Source organism: Novimethylophilus sp. (assembly GCF_036504375.1).
GTDB lineage: Bacteria > Pseudomonadota > Gammaproteobacteria > Burkholderiales > Methylophilaceae > Novimethylophilus.
Genome location: NZ_DASXVH010000080.1, coordinates 1 through 15591, shown reverse-complemented (window position 1 = coordinate 15591; position 15591 = coordinate 1). Strand labels below are relative to the sequence as shown.

Annotated in this window: 18 protein-coding genes and 1 pseudogene; 10 read left to right on the top strand and 9 right to left on the bottom strand. The window is 60.4% G+C overall.

Features of this window, described 5'->3' with window-relative positions:
• Window position 1 precedes the first annotated feature (1 nt).
• From VGK14_RS11585 to VGK14_RS11570, 4 genes are read right to left on the bottom strand one after another with little or no spacing between them, the layout of a single operon-like run.
• Window positions 2-1171 carry a cytochrome D1 domain-containing protein gene (locus VGK14_RS11585; RefSeq protein ID WP_331509250.1) on the bottom strand — a complete coding sequence of 390 codons (1170 nt, stop codon included), beginning with the start codon at window positions 1169-1171 and terminating at the stop codon, window positions 2-4.
• Entirely contained in the window at window positions 1161-1499 is a 339-nt protein-coding gene (locus VGK14_RS11580; protein WP_331509249.1) for a cytochrome c, read from the bottom strand. Before VGK14_RS11580 ends, VGK14_RS11585 begins: the two co-directional genes overlap by 11 nt.
• A 47-nt stretch (window positions 1500-1546) precedes the next feature.
• A complete protein-coding gene (locus VGK14_RS11575) occupies window positions 1547-1858 on the bottom strand; it encodes a c-type cytochrome (protein WP_331509248.1) in 312 nt (103 codons plus the stop codon).
• A 10-nt stretch (window positions 1859-1868) separates the two neighbouring features.
• Window positions 1869-3578, bottom strand: coding sequence for a nitrite reductase (locus VGK14_RS11570; protein ID WP_331509247.1), 1710 nt, complete (start codon window positions 3576-3578; stop codon window positions 1869-1871).
• 181 nt (window positions 3579-3759) lie between these two features.
• Here VGK14_RS11570 and cobA point away from each other — a divergent pair.
• Window positions 3760-4548: pseudogene (gene cobA, locus VGK14_RS11565) on the top strand (uroporphyrinogen-III C-methyltransferase); the annotation flags it as partial.
• Window positions 4549-4556: 8 nt separating this feature from the next.
• Here cobA and VGK14_RS11560 read toward each other — a convergent pair.
• On the bottom strand, window positions 4557-5168 hold the full coding sequence (locus tag VGK14_RS11560; RefSeq protein WP_331509246.1) for a hypothetical protein: 612 nt from the start codon (window positions 5166-5168) through the stop codon (window positions 4557-4559).
• Window positions 5165-5620, bottom strand: coding sequence for an Rrf2 family transcriptional regulator (locus tag VGK14_RS11555; RefSeq protein WP_331509245.1), 456 nt, complete (start codon window positions 5618-5620; stop codon window positions 5165-5167). The genes VGK14_RS11560 and VGK14_RS11555 overlap by 4 nt, the downstream gene beginning before the upstream one ends.
• Window positions 5621-5716: 96 nt before the next feature.
• Here VGK14_RS11555 and VGK14_RS11550 point away from each other — a divergent pair, with 96 nt between their 5' ends.
• The 9 genes from VGK14_RS11550 (at window position 5717) to VGK14_RS11510 (ending at window position 12800) form a co-directional block, all read left to right on the top strand.
• Window positions 5717-6052 (top strand): metal-sulfur cluster assembly factor, encoded by a 336-nt coding sequence (locus tag VGK14_RS11550; RefSeq protein WP_331509244.1) that lies wholly within the window; start codon window positions 5717-5719, stop codon window positions 6050-6052.
• Between the two features lie 20 nt (window positions 6053-6072).
• The gene (locus VGK14_RS11545; protein WP_331509243.1) at window positions 6073-6327 is read left to right on the top strand and encodes a DUF2249 domain-containing protein; all 255 of its coding nucleotides are present in this window, start codon (window positions 6073-6075) and stop codon (window positions 6325-6327) included.
• A 13-nt stretch (window positions 6328-6340) separates the two neighbouring features.
• On the top strand, window positions 6341-7438 hold the full coding sequence (locus VGK14_RS11540) for a hypothetical protein (protein ID WP_331509242.1): 1098 nt from the start codon (window positions 6341-6343) through the stop codon (window positions 7436-7438).
• Between the two features lie 50 nt (window positions 7439-7488).
• Window positions 7489-7746, top strand: coding sequence for a DUF2249 domain-containing protein (locus VGK14_RS11535; RefSeq protein ID WP_331509241.1), 258 nt, complete (start codon window positions 7489-7491; stop codon window positions 7744-7746).
• Window positions 7747-7764: 18 nt separating this feature from the next.
• Window positions 7765-8907 carry a hypothetical protein gene (locus VGK14_RS11530; RefSeq protein WP_331509240.1) on the top strand — a complete coding sequence of 381 codons (1143 nt, stop codon included), beginning with the start codon at window positions 7765-7767 and terminating at the stop codon, window positions 8905-8907.
• A gap of 352 nt (window positions 8908-9259) precedes the next feature.
• Window positions 9260-10342, top strand: a complete 1083-nt coding sequence (locus VGK14_RS11525) for a DMT family transporter (RefSeq protein WP_331509239.1) — start codon at window positions 9260-9262, stop codon at window positions 10340-10342.
• Window positions 10339-10620 carry a hypothetical protein gene (locus VGK14_RS11520; RefSeq protein ID WP_331509238.1) on the top strand — a complete coding sequence of 94 codons (282 nt, stop codon included), beginning with the start codon at window positions 10339-10341 and terminating at the stop codon, window positions 10618-10620. The genes VGK14_RS11525 and VGK14_RS11520 overlap by 4 nt, the downstream gene beginning before the upstream one ends.
• A 365-nt stretch (window positions 10621-10985) precedes the next feature.
• A complete protein-coding gene (gene betI, locus VGK14_RS11515) occupies window positions 10986-11588 on the top strand; it encodes a transcriptional regulator BetI (protein WP_331509237.1) in 603 nt (200 codons plus the stop codon).
• A 576-nt stretch (window positions 11589-12164) separates the two neighbouring features.
• Window positions 12165-12800, top strand: a complete 636-nt coding sequence (locus VGK14_RS11510) for a response regulator (protein ID WP_331509236.1) — start codon at window positions 12165-12167, stop codon at window positions 12798-12800.
• Between the two features lie 283 nt (window positions 12801-13083).
• Here the strand turns inward: VGK14_RS11510 and VGK14_RS11505 are convergent, their stop codons facing one another.
• The 3 genes from VGK14_RS11505 to VGK14_RS11495 form a co-directional block, all read right to left on the bottom strand.
• Complete coding sequence (locus VGK14_RS11505) at window positions 13084-13974, bottom strand: hypothetical protein (RefSeq protein WP_331509235.1); 891 nt, start codon at window positions 13972-13974, stop codon at window positions 13084-13086.
• Window positions 13967-15094, bottom strand: a complete 1128-nt coding sequence (gene serC, locus VGK14_RS11500) for a 3-phosphoserine/phosphohydroxythreonine transaminase (protein WP_331509234.1) — start codon at window positions 15092-15094, stop codon at window positions 13967-13969. The genes VGK14_RS11505 and serC overlap by 8 nt, the downstream gene beginning before the upstream one ends.
• The coding region (locus VGK14_RS11495; RefSeq protein WP_331509233.1) for a urate hydroxylase PuuD at window positions 15072-15591 on the bottom strand (520 nt) is incomplete at its 5' end. The genes serC and VGK14_RS11495, both read right to left, overlap by 23 nt.

Sequence of the window (15591 nt, the reverse complement as noted above, 5' to 3'; positions counted from 1 at the left end):
ACTAGAATCCTGTCTTTCCTGCCCGGTTAGTAAAGAAAATCCCACTGGGATTGGCCGCCGGCAGTTCCGCCAGCGGTGCGAAGCTATTGGTGTCGTACACCACCACCTTGTTGTCGTCGCGCGACGATATCCAAACCGCCTCGCCGCGCGGCGTGAATTCCAGGTGCAGCACCGCTCTTCCCGGCTGCAGCGTATGCACGACCTGCTGCGTTTCGCTATCGATCACCTCTACCTTCCCGTTGTCGGGGAACGCGAAATTGACCCACACCTGGCGCCCGTCCGGGCGGGCGATGGCGAACACCGGCTGTCCGGCCACGGAGATGCGCGCCACTTCGCGCCAGTGCTGCGTCTCCACCACCAGCACTTCGTGACGGCCGACTGCGGGCAGGTAAGCAAGGCCACCGGCGATGGCCCAGCCGCGCAGGTGCGGCATCTTGTACACGGGAAGTTTTTCCTCGCCGTGCCCGTAGCCGTCGAGAATGCGCGCGACGCCGCGCTCCGGGTGCCACAGATCGAGCAGCGCCAGCCCGTCCTCGCCGAACAGGCCGGCCAGGTAATAGCGGCCGTTGGGCGTCACCAGACCGTCGTAAGGCTGTTTGCCGATGTTTTTGAACTTGCTGAGCTGCGGCTTGGTCGGGTCGCTCAGGTCGGCCACCCAGATTTCACCGGCGTCGAACAGGCTGAACACGAAGCGGTTGCCGGGCGCATCCGCCAACCCGACGACCTTGGACAGCCGGCCGTCGCCGTAGGCGGTGGGAATATCCGCCACCGGTGCCAGCGTGGCGGCATCGAATACCTTGACGCCGCCCGGCGTATAGTTCTGCGCCGCGACGAAGCGGCCGTCCTGCGAGATCGCGCCGCCTATGCTGTTGCCGGCCTGCAGGATGCGCTTGTCGATGCGTTGGCGCAGCAGATCGACCTTGCTTAAGCCCCCGTCGCGGCCGAACACGTAGGCGTAGCGCCCGTCGCGCGCGTAGACCACGGAGGCGTGCGACAGGTCGCCTAGCCCCGCCACTTGGCCGAGCCGCCGGCGCTGGCTGGTGTCCACGATCTGCAGCCGACCGCTTTCGCGCTCGATGACAACACCGAGATCGCCGGTGCCGCGCAGCGGAGCCCCGGCACAGCCGGCAAGAATCACCAGCAAGACCGTCAACAATAGCCTAGCGCGCATCGGGCAGCCCCTTCATCAACTGTTGCACCATCCACTCTGCTTCCGCCTCGCTCACGAACCGGCCCCAGGACGGCATCGGTGTTCCGGCGCGGCCGTGCAATATGGTTTGCGCGAGGCTTTGCGCCGGCCTGCCGCGCAAAGTGTCCGGCAACAATGCCGGGCCCAGCCCGCCTGCGAGCGTGAGACCGTGGCAGGAGCCGCAATCGTGGCGTATCAGCCGAATCAGCTCGCCCTGCCGCTCGCGGTCGGGGTTGCCGTCTCCGGCACAGGCATGGCCGCTGGCCAGCGCCAACACCAGAACCCACCATTTAAAAAAAGCGGGGCTCACGCCCCGCATCGTCTTTATTGCCAGGGAGGAACAGCAAGACGATAAAACTATTGGGCAAGAACCCATTCGACCACGGCCTTGAACTCGTCGTCGGCCAGCTTGCCGGCGTTGGGCGGCATCGGCATCGGTCCCCAGACGCCGCTGCCGCCTTCCTTTACCTTCTTGATCAGCACGGCTTCGACATCCTGGCCCTTGTACTTGGCGGCGACATCCTTGAACGCCGGGCCCAGGATCTTCTTGTCCATGCTGTGGCAGGCTGCGCAACCGCCCTTTTGCAGCAGCGCTGCCGGGTCGGCTACAGCCACCGGGCCGGCCAGCAAGGCGCCGGCAGCGAAAACGACAGTCATTGCGGTCTTCATCTGTTGGCTCCTAATAAACATCGTGCTGCGTGTTGTAGACATTGAACTTGCCGGTCGGCGTGATCAGCTTGGAGTCCTTGATCACGGCCTTGAGCGTGCGGGTCTTGTCGTCCACCACCACGATCGCTGATTGCTTGTCCTTGGCGCTCCATACCGAGAACCAGACTTCGTCGCCGGCCTTGTTGTATTCCGGCTGCACGATACGCTTGGCACCCTCGCCCAGGCCCGACCACTCACCGATGGGCAGCATGGTGTAGCCCTTGTCGAGATGGCCGATGTCATACACCGCCACCGACTGGCTGACCTTGGCTTCCGGGTTGAGCGGCGTATCCACCCACAGGTTCTTCGACTTGGGATGGGTCTTGATGAACAGCGAGCCGCCGCCCTGCCCCTTCAGCGAGCGCACCACCTTCCACGCCTGGTCCTTGTGCTGCACCGGGTCGGTGCCGATCAGCGAGATGCTTTCATCTCCCAGATGCCCGGTGGCCCAGACCGGACCGAACTGAGGATCGACGAAGTTGGCGCCGCGGCCGGGGTGCGGGGTCTTGCCCACTTCCACCAGCGCGGCCAGCTTGTCGTCCTTGGTATCCACCACGGCCACCTTGTTGGAGGCGTTGGCCGCCACCAGGAAATAGCGCCCGGTGGAGTCGAAACCGCCGTCGTGCAGGAAGCGCGCGGCGTCGATGGTGGTGGTCTTGAGGTTGTTGAGGTCGCTGTAGTCCACCATGCTGATCTTGCCGGTTTCCTTGGCGTTGATCACGAACTCGGGGTGGTAGTGCGAAGCCACGATGGAGGCCACGCGCGGTTCCGGATGGTATTCCTGCGGGTCGACGGTCAAGCCGCGGGTGGAAACGATTTTCAGCGGCTTCATGGTGTCGCCTTCCATGATCACGTACTGCGGCGGCCAGTAGGTGCCGGCGACGGCGTACTTGTCCTCATAGCCCTTGTACTTGGAGGTCTCCACCGAGCGCGCCTCCAGGCCGACCTTGATCTCGGCCACGGTATCCGGCTTGGCCATCCACAGGTCGATCAGGTTGATCCTGGCGTCGCGACCGATCACGTACAAGTAGCGCCCGGAAGCCGACATGCGCGAGATGTGCACCGCGTAGCCGGTCTTGATGACATTGACGATCTGCTTGCTGTCGCCGTCGATCAGCGCGATCTGGCCGGCGTCACGCAAGGTCACCGAAAATAGATTCTCCAGGTTGAGGTTGTTTTCCTTCTTCTTGGGGCGCTGCGCTGGCGGCACGATCACCTTCCAGTTCGCCTCCATCTCCTTCATGCCATATTCCGGCGGGGTGGGTGGTTCCTGCTGCACGTAGCGCGCCATCAGGTCGACCTGGGCATCGGTGAGTTCGCCGGAAGTGCCCCAGTTCGGCATGCCGGCGGGGGAGCCGTACTTGATGAATACTTTGAGATAATCGGTGCCGTTGGCCAGCGTCTTGTCCGGGGTCAGCGGCTTGCCGGTGGCGCCCTTGCGCAGCACGCCGTGGCAGCCGGCGCAGCGCTGGAAGTAGATTTCCTTGGCCGCGACGAACTCCTTCTCCGTCATCGGCGGCGCCTTGGGGTTGATGTTCTGGTGCATCTCCTCACCGGCCAGCGGCGAAGCGGCCGACTGGTACTGGCTTTCGGCATTCTTGCTGCCGTCGGCGTAGACTGCATTCACCGCGAGCACCAGCGCCGACAGCGCCAGCGTGCCCATCCAATGTGCTTTATGCAACTCCATATCCCGTCCTCCAAAGATGTGATTGATATAATTAGCTACTTTGCGAGCAGAATGTCCTAATTAATGACCACATTCCTTGATATACATCAAGATTCTTGAGTGCCGCATAGGGTAGATTTCCCGCATGGATCAACTACCCATTTTTAGCGCCGGGTCAGCGGACAGCTCCGCGCAGGCGGCGGCTGGCGAGGTCTATCTGGTCGGCGCCGGGCCGGGAGACCCGGATCTGCTGACCCTCCGCGCACTGCGGCTGATGCAACAGGCCGACGTGGTGGTGCATGACAACCTGGTCAGCGACGAAGTCATGGATCTGGTGCGATGCGATGCCGAGCGCATCCACGTCGGCAAGGCGTGCGGCAACCACACCCTGCCGCAGGAGGAAATCAACGCGCTGCTGGTGCGCCTGGCACTGGACGGCCGGCGCGTGCTGCGCCTGAAAGGCGGCGACCCGTTCATTTTCGGGCGCGGCGGCGAGGAAATCGACATGCTGGCCGCGCACGGCATTCCCTTCCAGGTGGTGCCGGGCATTTCGGCCGCCAACGGTGTTTCCAGCTATACCGGCATTCCGCTCACGCACCGCGACCATGCCCAGTCGGTGCTGTTTGCGACCGGGCATCTGCGCGACGGCACGGTCAACCTGGACTGGACCGCGTTGACGCGCCCGCACCAGACAGTGGTGATCTATATGGGGTTAGGGGGCCTGGCGGAAATCTGCCGCCAGCTGATCGCGCACGGCTTGCCGCCGGCGATGCCCGCCGCCGTGGTGCAGCAGGGCACCACCCGACATCAGCGCGTGGTCGCCGGCACGCTGGCGACGCTGCCGGCGCTGGTCGCGGCTGCCAGGCTCAAATCGCCCAGCCTCACCATCGTCGGCGAAGTCGTCGGACTGCGCGCGAAGCTGGCCTGGTTTGTTCCCGCAAGAGACGCGGAACCGCAGCTAAATGTGCAGCAGCCGAGCGACTGAAAGTACGGTTACGCCGCCGCAACCGCAAACACCTGCGGGTCGGCAGCATGATTCAGCAAAATAGCCTTGACCCGGCCCTGCCACAACTCCCGGAACTCCGTGCGTTCATCAACGCCGGCGCGGCCGTCCAGGCATCTCGGCAACAGCTCCCGCACGCGCGGCAACAACGGAACGGATTGCAGGTCCACTGCTACGCGCACCGCCTGGCCGCTATCGATGCGCGTGAAACGTAGCTCGGCCGGCATATCGACCGCAAACAGCAGCTTGTCCCTGCGATCGAAATACCCGCCGATGCCCTTGAATCCGGCATCGGCGGCGGCGCCTGTCAGCAGGCTGACGACATTGGCGATGACGCCGGTGACGCCATCAGTATGTGCCTTGCCGAACTCCACCCGGATATTACCGCGCTGCGGCAGTTCTTCCCGATACAGCGCTGCCAGCGCCTTGTAGGTCATCCAGTAGGCCGAGGCCACCGTCGGACAGGAATGTCCAGCCAGCTTGACCGCGTCGAGGTAAGCGTATTCCACGATGCCCTCGTCTGCCGCCCCCAGGAATTCGGCCAGCGGATCGTACAGCGCTATTTTGGGCACAGCGTCGAAAAATGCCGGGTAGCGCATCATTGCTCTCCTGCCTGCAACTTCGGAACCATCAGAATCCTGGTCAGCGGCATCTCTTTTTTATGCAGCAGATCGGCCAGGGTGTATTTGTCCAGTACCGCAAACAGTGCGGCCTGCGCTTCGCGCAATATGCCGACCAATCTGCAGGCGGGCTGGATACAGCAGGAGCTTTCGGCATCCAGGCATTCCAGCAGGCTGGCATTGCCTTCCGTATCGCGTACCAGTACCCCGATATTGACGCTGTCCGGATCGCGCACCAGCCGCAAGCCGCCCCCCTTGCCGCGCACCGTCTCCACGTAGCCGCGCTGCGCCAGGTGGTGCACCACCTTCATCAGATGGTTCTCGGAAATCCCGTAAGCCCGGGCAATCTCCGCAATGGTCGCCAGCTGGCCGCGCTGGAGCGCGAGATAAATCAGCACGCGCATGCTGTAGTCGGAAAAGGCAGTGAGATGCATAACATTCCATAAGATACATTTTAGATATTGCTTATCAAAAACCGCTGTGCTACATTAAAGACGTATTTTACATACATCTTTAAGAATGTCCATGACATGAAAACCTGCAACGAAACCCTCTCCCCGCTGGAGATGACGGTCCGCGACGCCTTGCTGCGGGTCGTCGACCCGGAGATCGGCGAAAACATCGTGGATCTCGGGCTGGTGTACGGCCTGGAGGTCGAGGGAGAGACCGCCAGGGTGAATCTCACCATGACCACGCCGGCATGCCCGATGGGTTCGATGGTGATGGACGAGGCCCGTACGGAACTGATCCGCGCGCTGCCCGGCAATATGCAAGTCGATGTCCAGTTGGTGTGGGAGCCGCCCTGGGAACCCAGCATGATATCGGCCGCAGCCAAGCATCGGCTGGGCTGGGATTACCCTTTTTAAATCACACCGGAGAAAACACCATGAGCAATCCAGCCGTCAAGACCACCGTCGATGTGCGCGACATCGCACCGCGACTGCGGCATCCGTTGATATTCGACACCTTCAACCAGCTGCTGCCGGGCGAAGCCATGCTATTGATCAACGATCACGACCCCAAGCCGCTGTACTACCAATTTCAGGCGGAGCTGGGCGAGCTTTTCACCTGGGCCTATGTGGAACAGGGGCCGGAGGTATGGCAGGCGCGCATCGGCCGAACCACCGCCTGCTGCGCCTGACCAGGCAAGCTCCATGAAGCGCGACCTGCCGGTGTCTTATCGCATGCCGCTGCTGATGGCGGGATTTATCTGCTTGGCCTTGGGCATAGGCAGCGGTCTGTGGCGTCTGGGCTGGCAGTTTCCGTTGCCATCCACCGATCTGTCGGCGTTGCACGGCTCGCTGATGGCAGGCGGCTTTCTCGGCACCGTCATCGCGCTGGAGCGCAGCGTCGCCATCGGCCAGCGCTGGGCCTACCTGGCCCCCTTCTCCACCGCCCTGGGCGGATTGGCGCTCGTTGCCGGGTTTCCCTGGCAGATAGGGGCCGGGCTGCTGGCTGCGGGGGGCGTCGTTTTCGCTGCCGCCTCGGTGCAGGTGTTCCTGCGCCAGCGCGCCCTGTTCACCTTGACCCTGCTGCTGGGCGCCCTGTGCTGGCTGCTCGGTAGTCTATTGTGGCTGGGCGGACTGGGCATCGCCCAGGTGGTCCCGTGGTGGATAGGCTTTCTGGTGCTGACCATCGCCGGCGAACGGCTTGAACTGTCGCGATTCCTGCCGCCCTCGCCGAACAGCAAAATGGCCTTCTTCGTCATCATCGCCGTATTCCTGGCGGGTACCCTGCTGGCCTCGCTATCGAGCACGGGCAACCCGCGATTGTTGGCGACAGCCCTGTTCGCGCTCGCGCTGTGGTTCCTGCGCCAGGATGTGGCGCGTCGCACCATCCGGCAGCAGGGGCTGACCCGCTTCATTGCGGCCTGCCTACTCTCCGGCTATGCCTGGCTGCTGGTCGGGGCGGTGATCGGCCTATTTACGCCGCAACTGATGCCGGGATCCAGCTATGACGCCTTCCTGCACGCCGTGCTGTTGGGCTTCGTGTTCTCCATGATCTTCGGCCATGCCCCCATCATCTTGCCGGCCGTGGCCAGAATAAAAATGGCTTACCACCCGACCTTCTATGTGCCGCTGCTCGTCCTGCATGTCTCGCTTGCCGCCCGCATTGCCGGCGACCTGCTGCAGATACCGCACTGCCGCAGCGCCGGCGGAGCGCTCAATGCGTTGGCACTGCTGCTGTTCGTGCTGAGCACGGTGGGCGCCGTGATCCGCGGTAACCGGCAAATTGCTCGAGCGGAACGCTAAGTTTTTATCACCCCACGCGGACATCCGCATCATTCATGAAAGGAAACTCCATGTCACAAGCCCATCTCCATCTTCTGCCGGAGCAAATCTACCCGTTCGACGCGCGCGGCATTGCCAAGCGCTTCCGCCATGCGGCGATCTTCGGCGCGCTCGACGCGCTGAACAGCGGCGAAACCATGCGCTTCGTCAACGACCACGACCCCTTACCGCTGCTGGACCAGCTCACGCAGCGCTACGGCGACGACGTGTCCATCCAGTATCTGGAGCGCGGCCCCGCCGGGGTCGTGATCGACTTCGTGCGTACCTGACGCTCAACCGCACCGGTGTTGCCGTTCCAGGTTGCGTTCACGCTGCTGACGTTCGTCGCTGCCTCCAGCCTGTTTCCAGCGGGCAGGAGCGCAGCGATCGTCGGCTATCACATCGTGTTCGCCATCGGCATCCTGCCGCTGATCCTCGCCGCGATGGCGCATTTCGTGCCGGTGCTGACGCGCAGCGGCCCGGCCGGCCCGTTGCTGCGTGCCGTGCCGCTGGCTGCGCTGCCCGGCGGTTTTCTGGTTGTGCTGTATTTTTCCTACCCGCAATTCACCCCCACCGCGCATTACCTCGGCGCGATTTTTTCCGGCAGCGCCGTTATCGCGCTGGCCCTCTGGGTCTGGCGCCTGCGCCGCAAAACCATAGGTGCGCCGCATCCCTGCCTCGACTGGTACCTGGCCGCGCTCGCCTGCCTGTTCGCCGGGTTGTGCGCGATCATCATTGGCCGCTGGCTGCCCGGTCAGCGCGCCGCGCTGCGCCTGCTGCATCTGCACTTGAACACGCTGGGATTCGTCGGCATCACCGCGTTGGGCACGCTGCAAGTGCTGCTGCCCACCGCCGCGCAGAAGCCGGACCCAGGCGTCGCCGCCCGCATGCGCCGCCATCTGAAATGGATAGGCGCCGGAACGCTGGCAACGGCCTGCGCCGCCGCCTGGCATCCCGCCCTCGCCTGGATCGGCCTAGTACTGCTCGCGGTTCCGCTGGCCGGCATCTTCAACGCCTGGCGCAAGTTGTATGCGCCACAAATTTTCACGCCGCACGGCGCAATGCCGTCGCTCGCGGCCGCGCTGACGGGCTTTATGGCCGTGCTGGCGCTGGGCACCGCGCACGGCACTTTCCGCATCGGCTTCAACCCGGTCGCCGCCTTCATCGTCGCCTTCCTGATGCCGCTGGTGACCGGGGCGGTCAGCTATCTGCTGCCACTGTGGCTGCGGCCCGGCCGCCAGACCGCCTGGCACCAGGCAGTACGCAAGCATCTGGGGTTCGGCAGCGGCGCGCGTGCGTTGATCCTGCTCGCCGGGGGGCTGATGGCCGGCCTGGGCTCCGAGGCTGGCTGGACTCTGGCGCTATTCGCCGCGGGTGCATTCGTCGTCCAGATCATTCTCGCGCTGGCTTTGGCCGGCACGGCGGGGACGGAACGGCAGGGTCCTATTTGAAGTGCGGATTACGATCAAGTAACGATCGAAGCTCGCCCCCCCCATTGAGATGCATTCGTAGCAGATAATCCATGATGAATAATGCAAGACGTCATCCTGCACACGAATAGATATCCCATTCCATCCAATCTTGCGCCACCAGCCTATTCAACTACGAAATATCTGCAAGAAAAATACTTCTTAGGTACTACCTCTCCGGTACTACCCCTTCAAGATGATGTTCAATCTCCACGCACCCTTTAATATCATCGATAACTTCATTTCGGGCGCGGCGTAATGCATCAAAAGCAGTTGAGCTAGCATTGAAACCGCAAGGATCACCATCAATACTCAAAGCATACCCAAAAATTCCATGACCAATGATACAGCTATCGGCGCCCATCTGACGCAGGCATTGCATGCTCACTATGCACGCAACCAGCGCTGGGGCTTCATGTGGGCGTTGTGGACAGCCATCCTGTGGGGCGCGTGGTATGTGCCGGGCACCGCGCTCTGGTTTGAGCATCCCTATGTAGACATACCAGCTGACCAGCAGTCCCTGCGGCTCGCAGCGACTGCTGTCATGACTTGGGTACACGCCATCACCGTGTTCATCTTTCTCCTGCTTTGGAATGGCGTCCTCGGCAAGGTCAAGGATTATGGCCGCACCATGGTGCGTTTTCGTAAAATCTCCAAGTGGTATGCCCTCGCCTCGCTCTGCGGCGGACCCATGGCAATTTTTGGATCCTACATGGCGATGGGCTTCGTCGGGCCGGTATTTGCGGCCGTCACCTCGCTTTTCTATCCGGTAATAGGCGCCGTGATTGCACGGCTCTGGTACAAGGAAAAAATCTCGCAGCGCGCAGCCATCGGTATGGCCATCATCATATTTGGCGGCATGGTGATATACGGCCCGGGGCTGTTTGGCGAAATGAACATCTCGAATAACAACGCGTGGCTGGGCTATGTCGGCGGCATCATGTCCGCCATCGGCTGGGGCACCGAAGGGGCTGTGGCGGCGCGCGCTATGGACGTGTCGGACCCCGATGTCGGCATCCACTGCCGTTTTACCTTCGAGATCATGTTCTGGGGCTTGATCATCCTGCCCGCTCTGGGCTTATTCACCGCCCTGCCCATCCAGAGCCTGATTATCGACACAGTCACTCACGGCAAGGCGATGTTATGGATATTCCTCGCGGCGGCCTGCCACGCTTACTGCTATACCGCTTTCTACAAGAGCTTCAGCCTCATCGGTGTCGGCCGAGGCGAAGCTGTTGGCAATCTCTATGCGGTTTTTGCGCTCATCTTCATCGCGGCTTTCACGTTACAACTGCCTCAATGGTATTTCATCGTCGGACTGGTGCTGACCGTCCTTGGCAGTTTTGTCATGTTCAGTGAATCAGCCGAATCAGTCGCGCAACTCCGCGATACCGATACCGCCATGGAAGGCGTATGAAACTCCATCAAAAAGGATTTCTGCTGGTCGAATTAAGCATGGCCGCAAATCTATGGGATCATCATCTCATTGACAAGGCGCTGAAGGAATATGACCTGGTTGGCGACTACTGGGAAAAGAACTTGCGGGTGGCGCTCGATGAGCTGGCCGCCGCCGGGCTGATCACACGCATCGAAAAAAAACTGGAAACGATTAAGGGCAAACCCAGATTGCTGTTCCGCTACCAGTTATCCGATTTCGGCAGAACAAGAATGATTGATACCGGATTGCTGCCCTGAGGAGCAAGCTATGAGTGAATTCTGGGGTTACGCGGGGGCGGATGTTTTAGCGATTCTGGTCATTGGCGGCGCCAGCCTGATCTGCCTGATCTGCGCACGGTTGTTCGTCAAAAATTATGGTGACTGATGTGCATTGATGGGCACCAATCTCAACAGGCCCTGGAGTGATGCTGTCAGGTTCTTTGCTTGGCGTCCGGAATAAAAAAGTTTTGGAAGAATCTCCGGTAGTCATCGCTGCCTGTTCCGCGAATTATGGATGCTGAAGTGCCAAACCAGAAGGGCAACGGTCAGATTGAGTCGAAACATCCATGATGAATTACAATCTGCCAAACTCTTCATCTGCTTAAATAAAGGTGTCATCCGTCATGCCCAAGCTTGGTATGAAGATTATTCGCAAGAAAGAATTGATGAATGCAACAATGTCGGTCATCCATGAAACCGGTTTGGCCGACCCCACCTTGGCCGCAATTTGCGAGCGCGCGGGATTGTCTTCAAGCAGCATAGTCAGCCACTATTTCAAGAACAAGCAGGAACTGTTGAAAGCGACCATGCTTGATCTGGTGGGTGGATTTCTCGGTGAAATGGCGTTGCGTGTAACGGCGGCCAAATCCCCTTTGGAAAAAATCTATGCTCTCATCGATGCGAACTTTGCCCCCTCGCAATGCACACCTGAAGCCATCTCGATATGGATGTTTTTTTGGGGGCGCGTGCCGGTCAATGAAGATTTTGCTGAAATTGAACGCACACTGGAAAAATATATTATCAATGAGCTGAAGCAGGCGCTCCTGGAGATCGTTCCTGAGGAACAGGTCGACGATTTCGCAGAAGGAATCATGGCCATCATGTATGGCTTATGGCTGCGTTTTGCCCTGGACCCGAAAAGAATTACTTTGGAGACTGCCCATAAAATCACCATAGATCTTGTACGTGCTCGCATAGGCGTTCCCGGGCCCAAACCTAACAATTAAATACTCTGCTCCAGCAGGCTTATCCGGCAGAGCTCTTCGCCTTCGGATAATGCCTTCTCATGACTCGCTTCGCTTCCGCGCTTCGAACTAAACATTCCAAACTCGCCCGAGTTTCAGGCTCGGAGCGATTTATTTGATTTTGGGCGATTCATGCCCGTTCCTTACCCGCATTCAACTTGACGCATTGCCCCGGCTCCACCCAAGTCTAGGGCGAGACAACACCACGCAGGGATGAAACATAGAATATTTATTCTATATAAAATTAATTGAACATGTATTCTATATAGATATTAAGTATAGCCATATGGCGCATGCTACCTTGTAAAAATTCCACATTTTTTCATTAACTTAATATATTTAATAGGTTTATGTTAATCCAACGATCATAATTAATAGGCTATTATATTAAACATTTAATCAATTTATGTATAAAACATAGAAAATACATGAGCAATTAATTGACATAATTAGAATAATTAATCAATATAATCGCGAGCATCAATCCTGTGGGGCCAGGGAGCTTCCCCTGGCCTCTACGGTGCATCCATCCATCACTTTTTGGCATCAGGAAACATCATGAACCCAGCCATCAAGGTATTAATAATTGATGATCACGCCCTTTTTCGCAGAGGAGTTAGCCAGATCATTTCGGCAACCCCGGATTTTGAAGTGGTCGGGGAAACAGCATCAGGCTGGGAGGGGCTGGAAAAACTAAAGGCGCTAAGGCCAGATCTGGTATTGCTCGACCTCGATATGAAAGACATGAATGGATGGACGACACTGGCACATATCAAGGAATACGAATCATCAACATGCTGCATCGTCCTGACGGCCTCCGACGCTGCGGATGATCTGCTAAAGGCGCTGCGTACCGGTGCTGACGGTTATCTGCTTAAAGGCGGGGTATCAGAGGATTTCTGTGCCAAATTAAAGAAGGCGATGTCCGGCGTTACCGTACTGCAAGAAAGCCTGATGGAAAAACTCGTAAGCGCAGCACTTCATCTGAAGCCCAGTAGAAACGAAAAAGAAGTTTCATTGACGGGGCGTGAAACGGAAATACTCAGGTGCCTGACTCTGGGATTTCACAATAAAACGATTGCCCATGCCTTGGGAATCAGCCTCTCCACGGTGAAAGTTCATACCAAGAACTTGCTTATTAAATTGAAATTAAGCAACCGGCTGGAAGCAGCAGCCTGGGCGTACAAAAAATAAGCAGACTGTATCGCTCCTGCCCTAATTGGTTTTTGCTTGATAGGGTTGCAGTCGATTTTAGTCGGATATTATTACCCCGCGGCTGCTGCTGCCCGATCCGCCAGACCGCCTGCCACAATTTCCGCACAGCGCCGCCCGAGAAAAGCGCTTGAACTTCCGCGCGATCTTCCTTCTCTCGATATGCAAGGTACTTGTTCACCGTCAAACTCATGCCCCCGATTCGCCCTCCTACCAAAGCCAGGCCATCGCGCCGAGCGCCGCCGCTGGCCAGGATTGCCAATAATCAGGCCTGATCCGGCATCAGTCCGCGATTGATCCGGCGCACCAGTAATGGCCCGGACTCCACCAGCCCCGAATACACCTGCAGCAACGCAGCCCCCGCGTTCAGCCTGTCCTGCACATGCTGCGGTGTGCGGATACCGCCCACCGAGATCACCGGCATCACGCCGTGCAAGGCTCCCGAAACCTGCTCCAGCGTCGCCAGCACCCGTCCCCCCCCGCCATCGAGGGCATCCCCGCTCAGAATGAGCCCGTCGAAGGCAAATGCGCGCACGCAACCGAGCAGCGCATCCGTGTTGCCACGCGTCTGATCCACCTTCACCGCGATCGGCAGCCGCCGGTCGCTGGCCGCCGTCAGCCGCGCCTGCTCTTCCTTGACCGCGGCCAGTACGCTGCGCAACACCGCCCGATGTTCCGGCTGATGCAGATCGGGGCCGGCGCGCACGCCCAGATTCAGCGCGATGTAATCGGCGTGGTTCCATACCTGCGCGAGGCAGGCGAGGTAATCGTCCGCCATCCGCTCGCGTTGCGTGGCGCGGTTCATACCGATGCTTACACCCAATGGAATCGACCGCGGCGCAGGATGGCGCGCCAGATTGGCAATTACCATGGCAAGACCGCGACTACGCCCGGTTTCAGGCAACGGCGTCACGGTGCCGATCTCGGCGAAGCCGAAACCCAGTCCGGGCAGCGCGGAATACAGTTCCCCATGTTTGTCGAAACCGGCGGCCAAGCCCAGCGGCGCTGGGAAGGACAAGCCCATGACGCTGCGCCGCAGTTGCGGCGGAGGCGGCAGGCGGTTGACCACGCCGGCCAGGCGGATGGAAGTGGCGGCCAACCGGCGCGTGTGCGGTGCGCCCAGCCGTGAAGTCAGCGCGGCAAGCGTCTTATACATGGTGGGCGTGTTCCTCGGCGAATTTGCGCATGAACGCCGTCAGCGCGCTAACGCCTTCATCCGGCATGGCGTTGTAGAGACTGGCACGGACGCCGCCCAACATGGAATGCCCTTTGAGGTTGACCAGGCCATGCCGGGCCGCCCCGGACAGAAACAGCGGCGTGAGCGCGCTGTCGGCCAACATGAAGCACACGTTCATGCGCGAGCGGTGGGCGGGCTGCACCGGGCAGCGGTAGAAGCCGACGCTGGCGTCGATGGCCCGGTACAGCTGCGCGCTGCGCGCCAGGCTGCGGCACTCCATCGCCGCCACGCCGCCCCTTTCCGCCAGCCACTGGAATACCAGCCCGGCGAGATAGATGGCGAAAGTGACGGGCGTGTTGAGCAGAGAGCCGGCCTCAGCCTGCATGCGGTAATCGAACAGCGTTGGCGTGGCGGGATGGGCGCGTCCGAGCAGGTCTTCGCGCACGATAACGACGGTGAAGCCGGCCGGGCCGATGTTTTTCTGCGAGCTGGCGTAGATCATGCCATAGCGCGCGATGTCGAGCGGCCGGCTGAGAAAGTCCGAGGTCATGTCCGCCACCAGCGGCACCGCACCGCTGTCGGGCACCCGATGGAACTGCACGCCATTGGCGGTTTCGTTGCTGGTGTAGTGGCAATAGGCGGCGCCAGGATCGAGGTGCAGCTCCTCCTGCACGGGCATGCGGTCGAAGTCCGTACCCCCGGTACTGGCCGCAATGTTGACCGCGCAATAGCGGCGCGCCTCGGTGACGGCCCGGCGCGACCAGTAGCCGGTTTCCAGATAGTCCGCGCGCTCGGCGCCACCCAGCAGGTTGAGCGGCAGCAGCGAGAACTGCGCTGAGGCGCCGCCGTGCATGAACAGGATACGGTAGTTGTCGGGGACCGCGAGCAGCGCCCGCAGGCTATCCTGGGCTCGCCACATGACGCTCTTGAAATCCTCGCCGGTGAACGGCAGTTCCAGCATGGATAGCCCGCTGCCATTCCAGTCGAACAGCTCGCGCTGCGCCTGCGCCAATACTGCCGCCGGCATCACACCGGGACCGGAGGCAAAGTTGAAGATGCGCGGCGTGCTACCCGCTTCAGCCAAAAATGGCAGCGCCATGGGAACTGGCCGCCATGAAGAACATCAGCGGGATCGACAGCATGGTATTGACGCGCGACGACAGCCAGGTGATGCGCGCGCAGCGGATGCGCTCGTCGACCGGGGCCGGCACGAAGCCCAGTACCTTTTTCTGGTGCGGCCACAGCACCAGCCACAGGTTGGCCAGCATCAGCGTGCCTATCCACATGCCGGTGCCGATCACCGCGAAATAGCCCTTGAGGGTGAGCGCGTCCATGAGCCAGCCGCGCTGCCACAGCATCAGCATGCCGGCGACCCAGGTCACTACCGAGGCATAGCGGAACGTGCCGTGCTCGCGGTTGAGCAGCGACATGAACGTCGCGCCCTCGCCCCCGGTGAGTTCCTCGCGCGCCAGCGGGCGGTAGCTGGGACGCTGCACCACGCTGGCGTAGTTGTGCCCCACCCAGATCAGGCCGCCGAAGAAGTGCGCCCAGCGCAGCAGCAGATCGAAAACATGCGCTTCCATGACGCTCACTTTC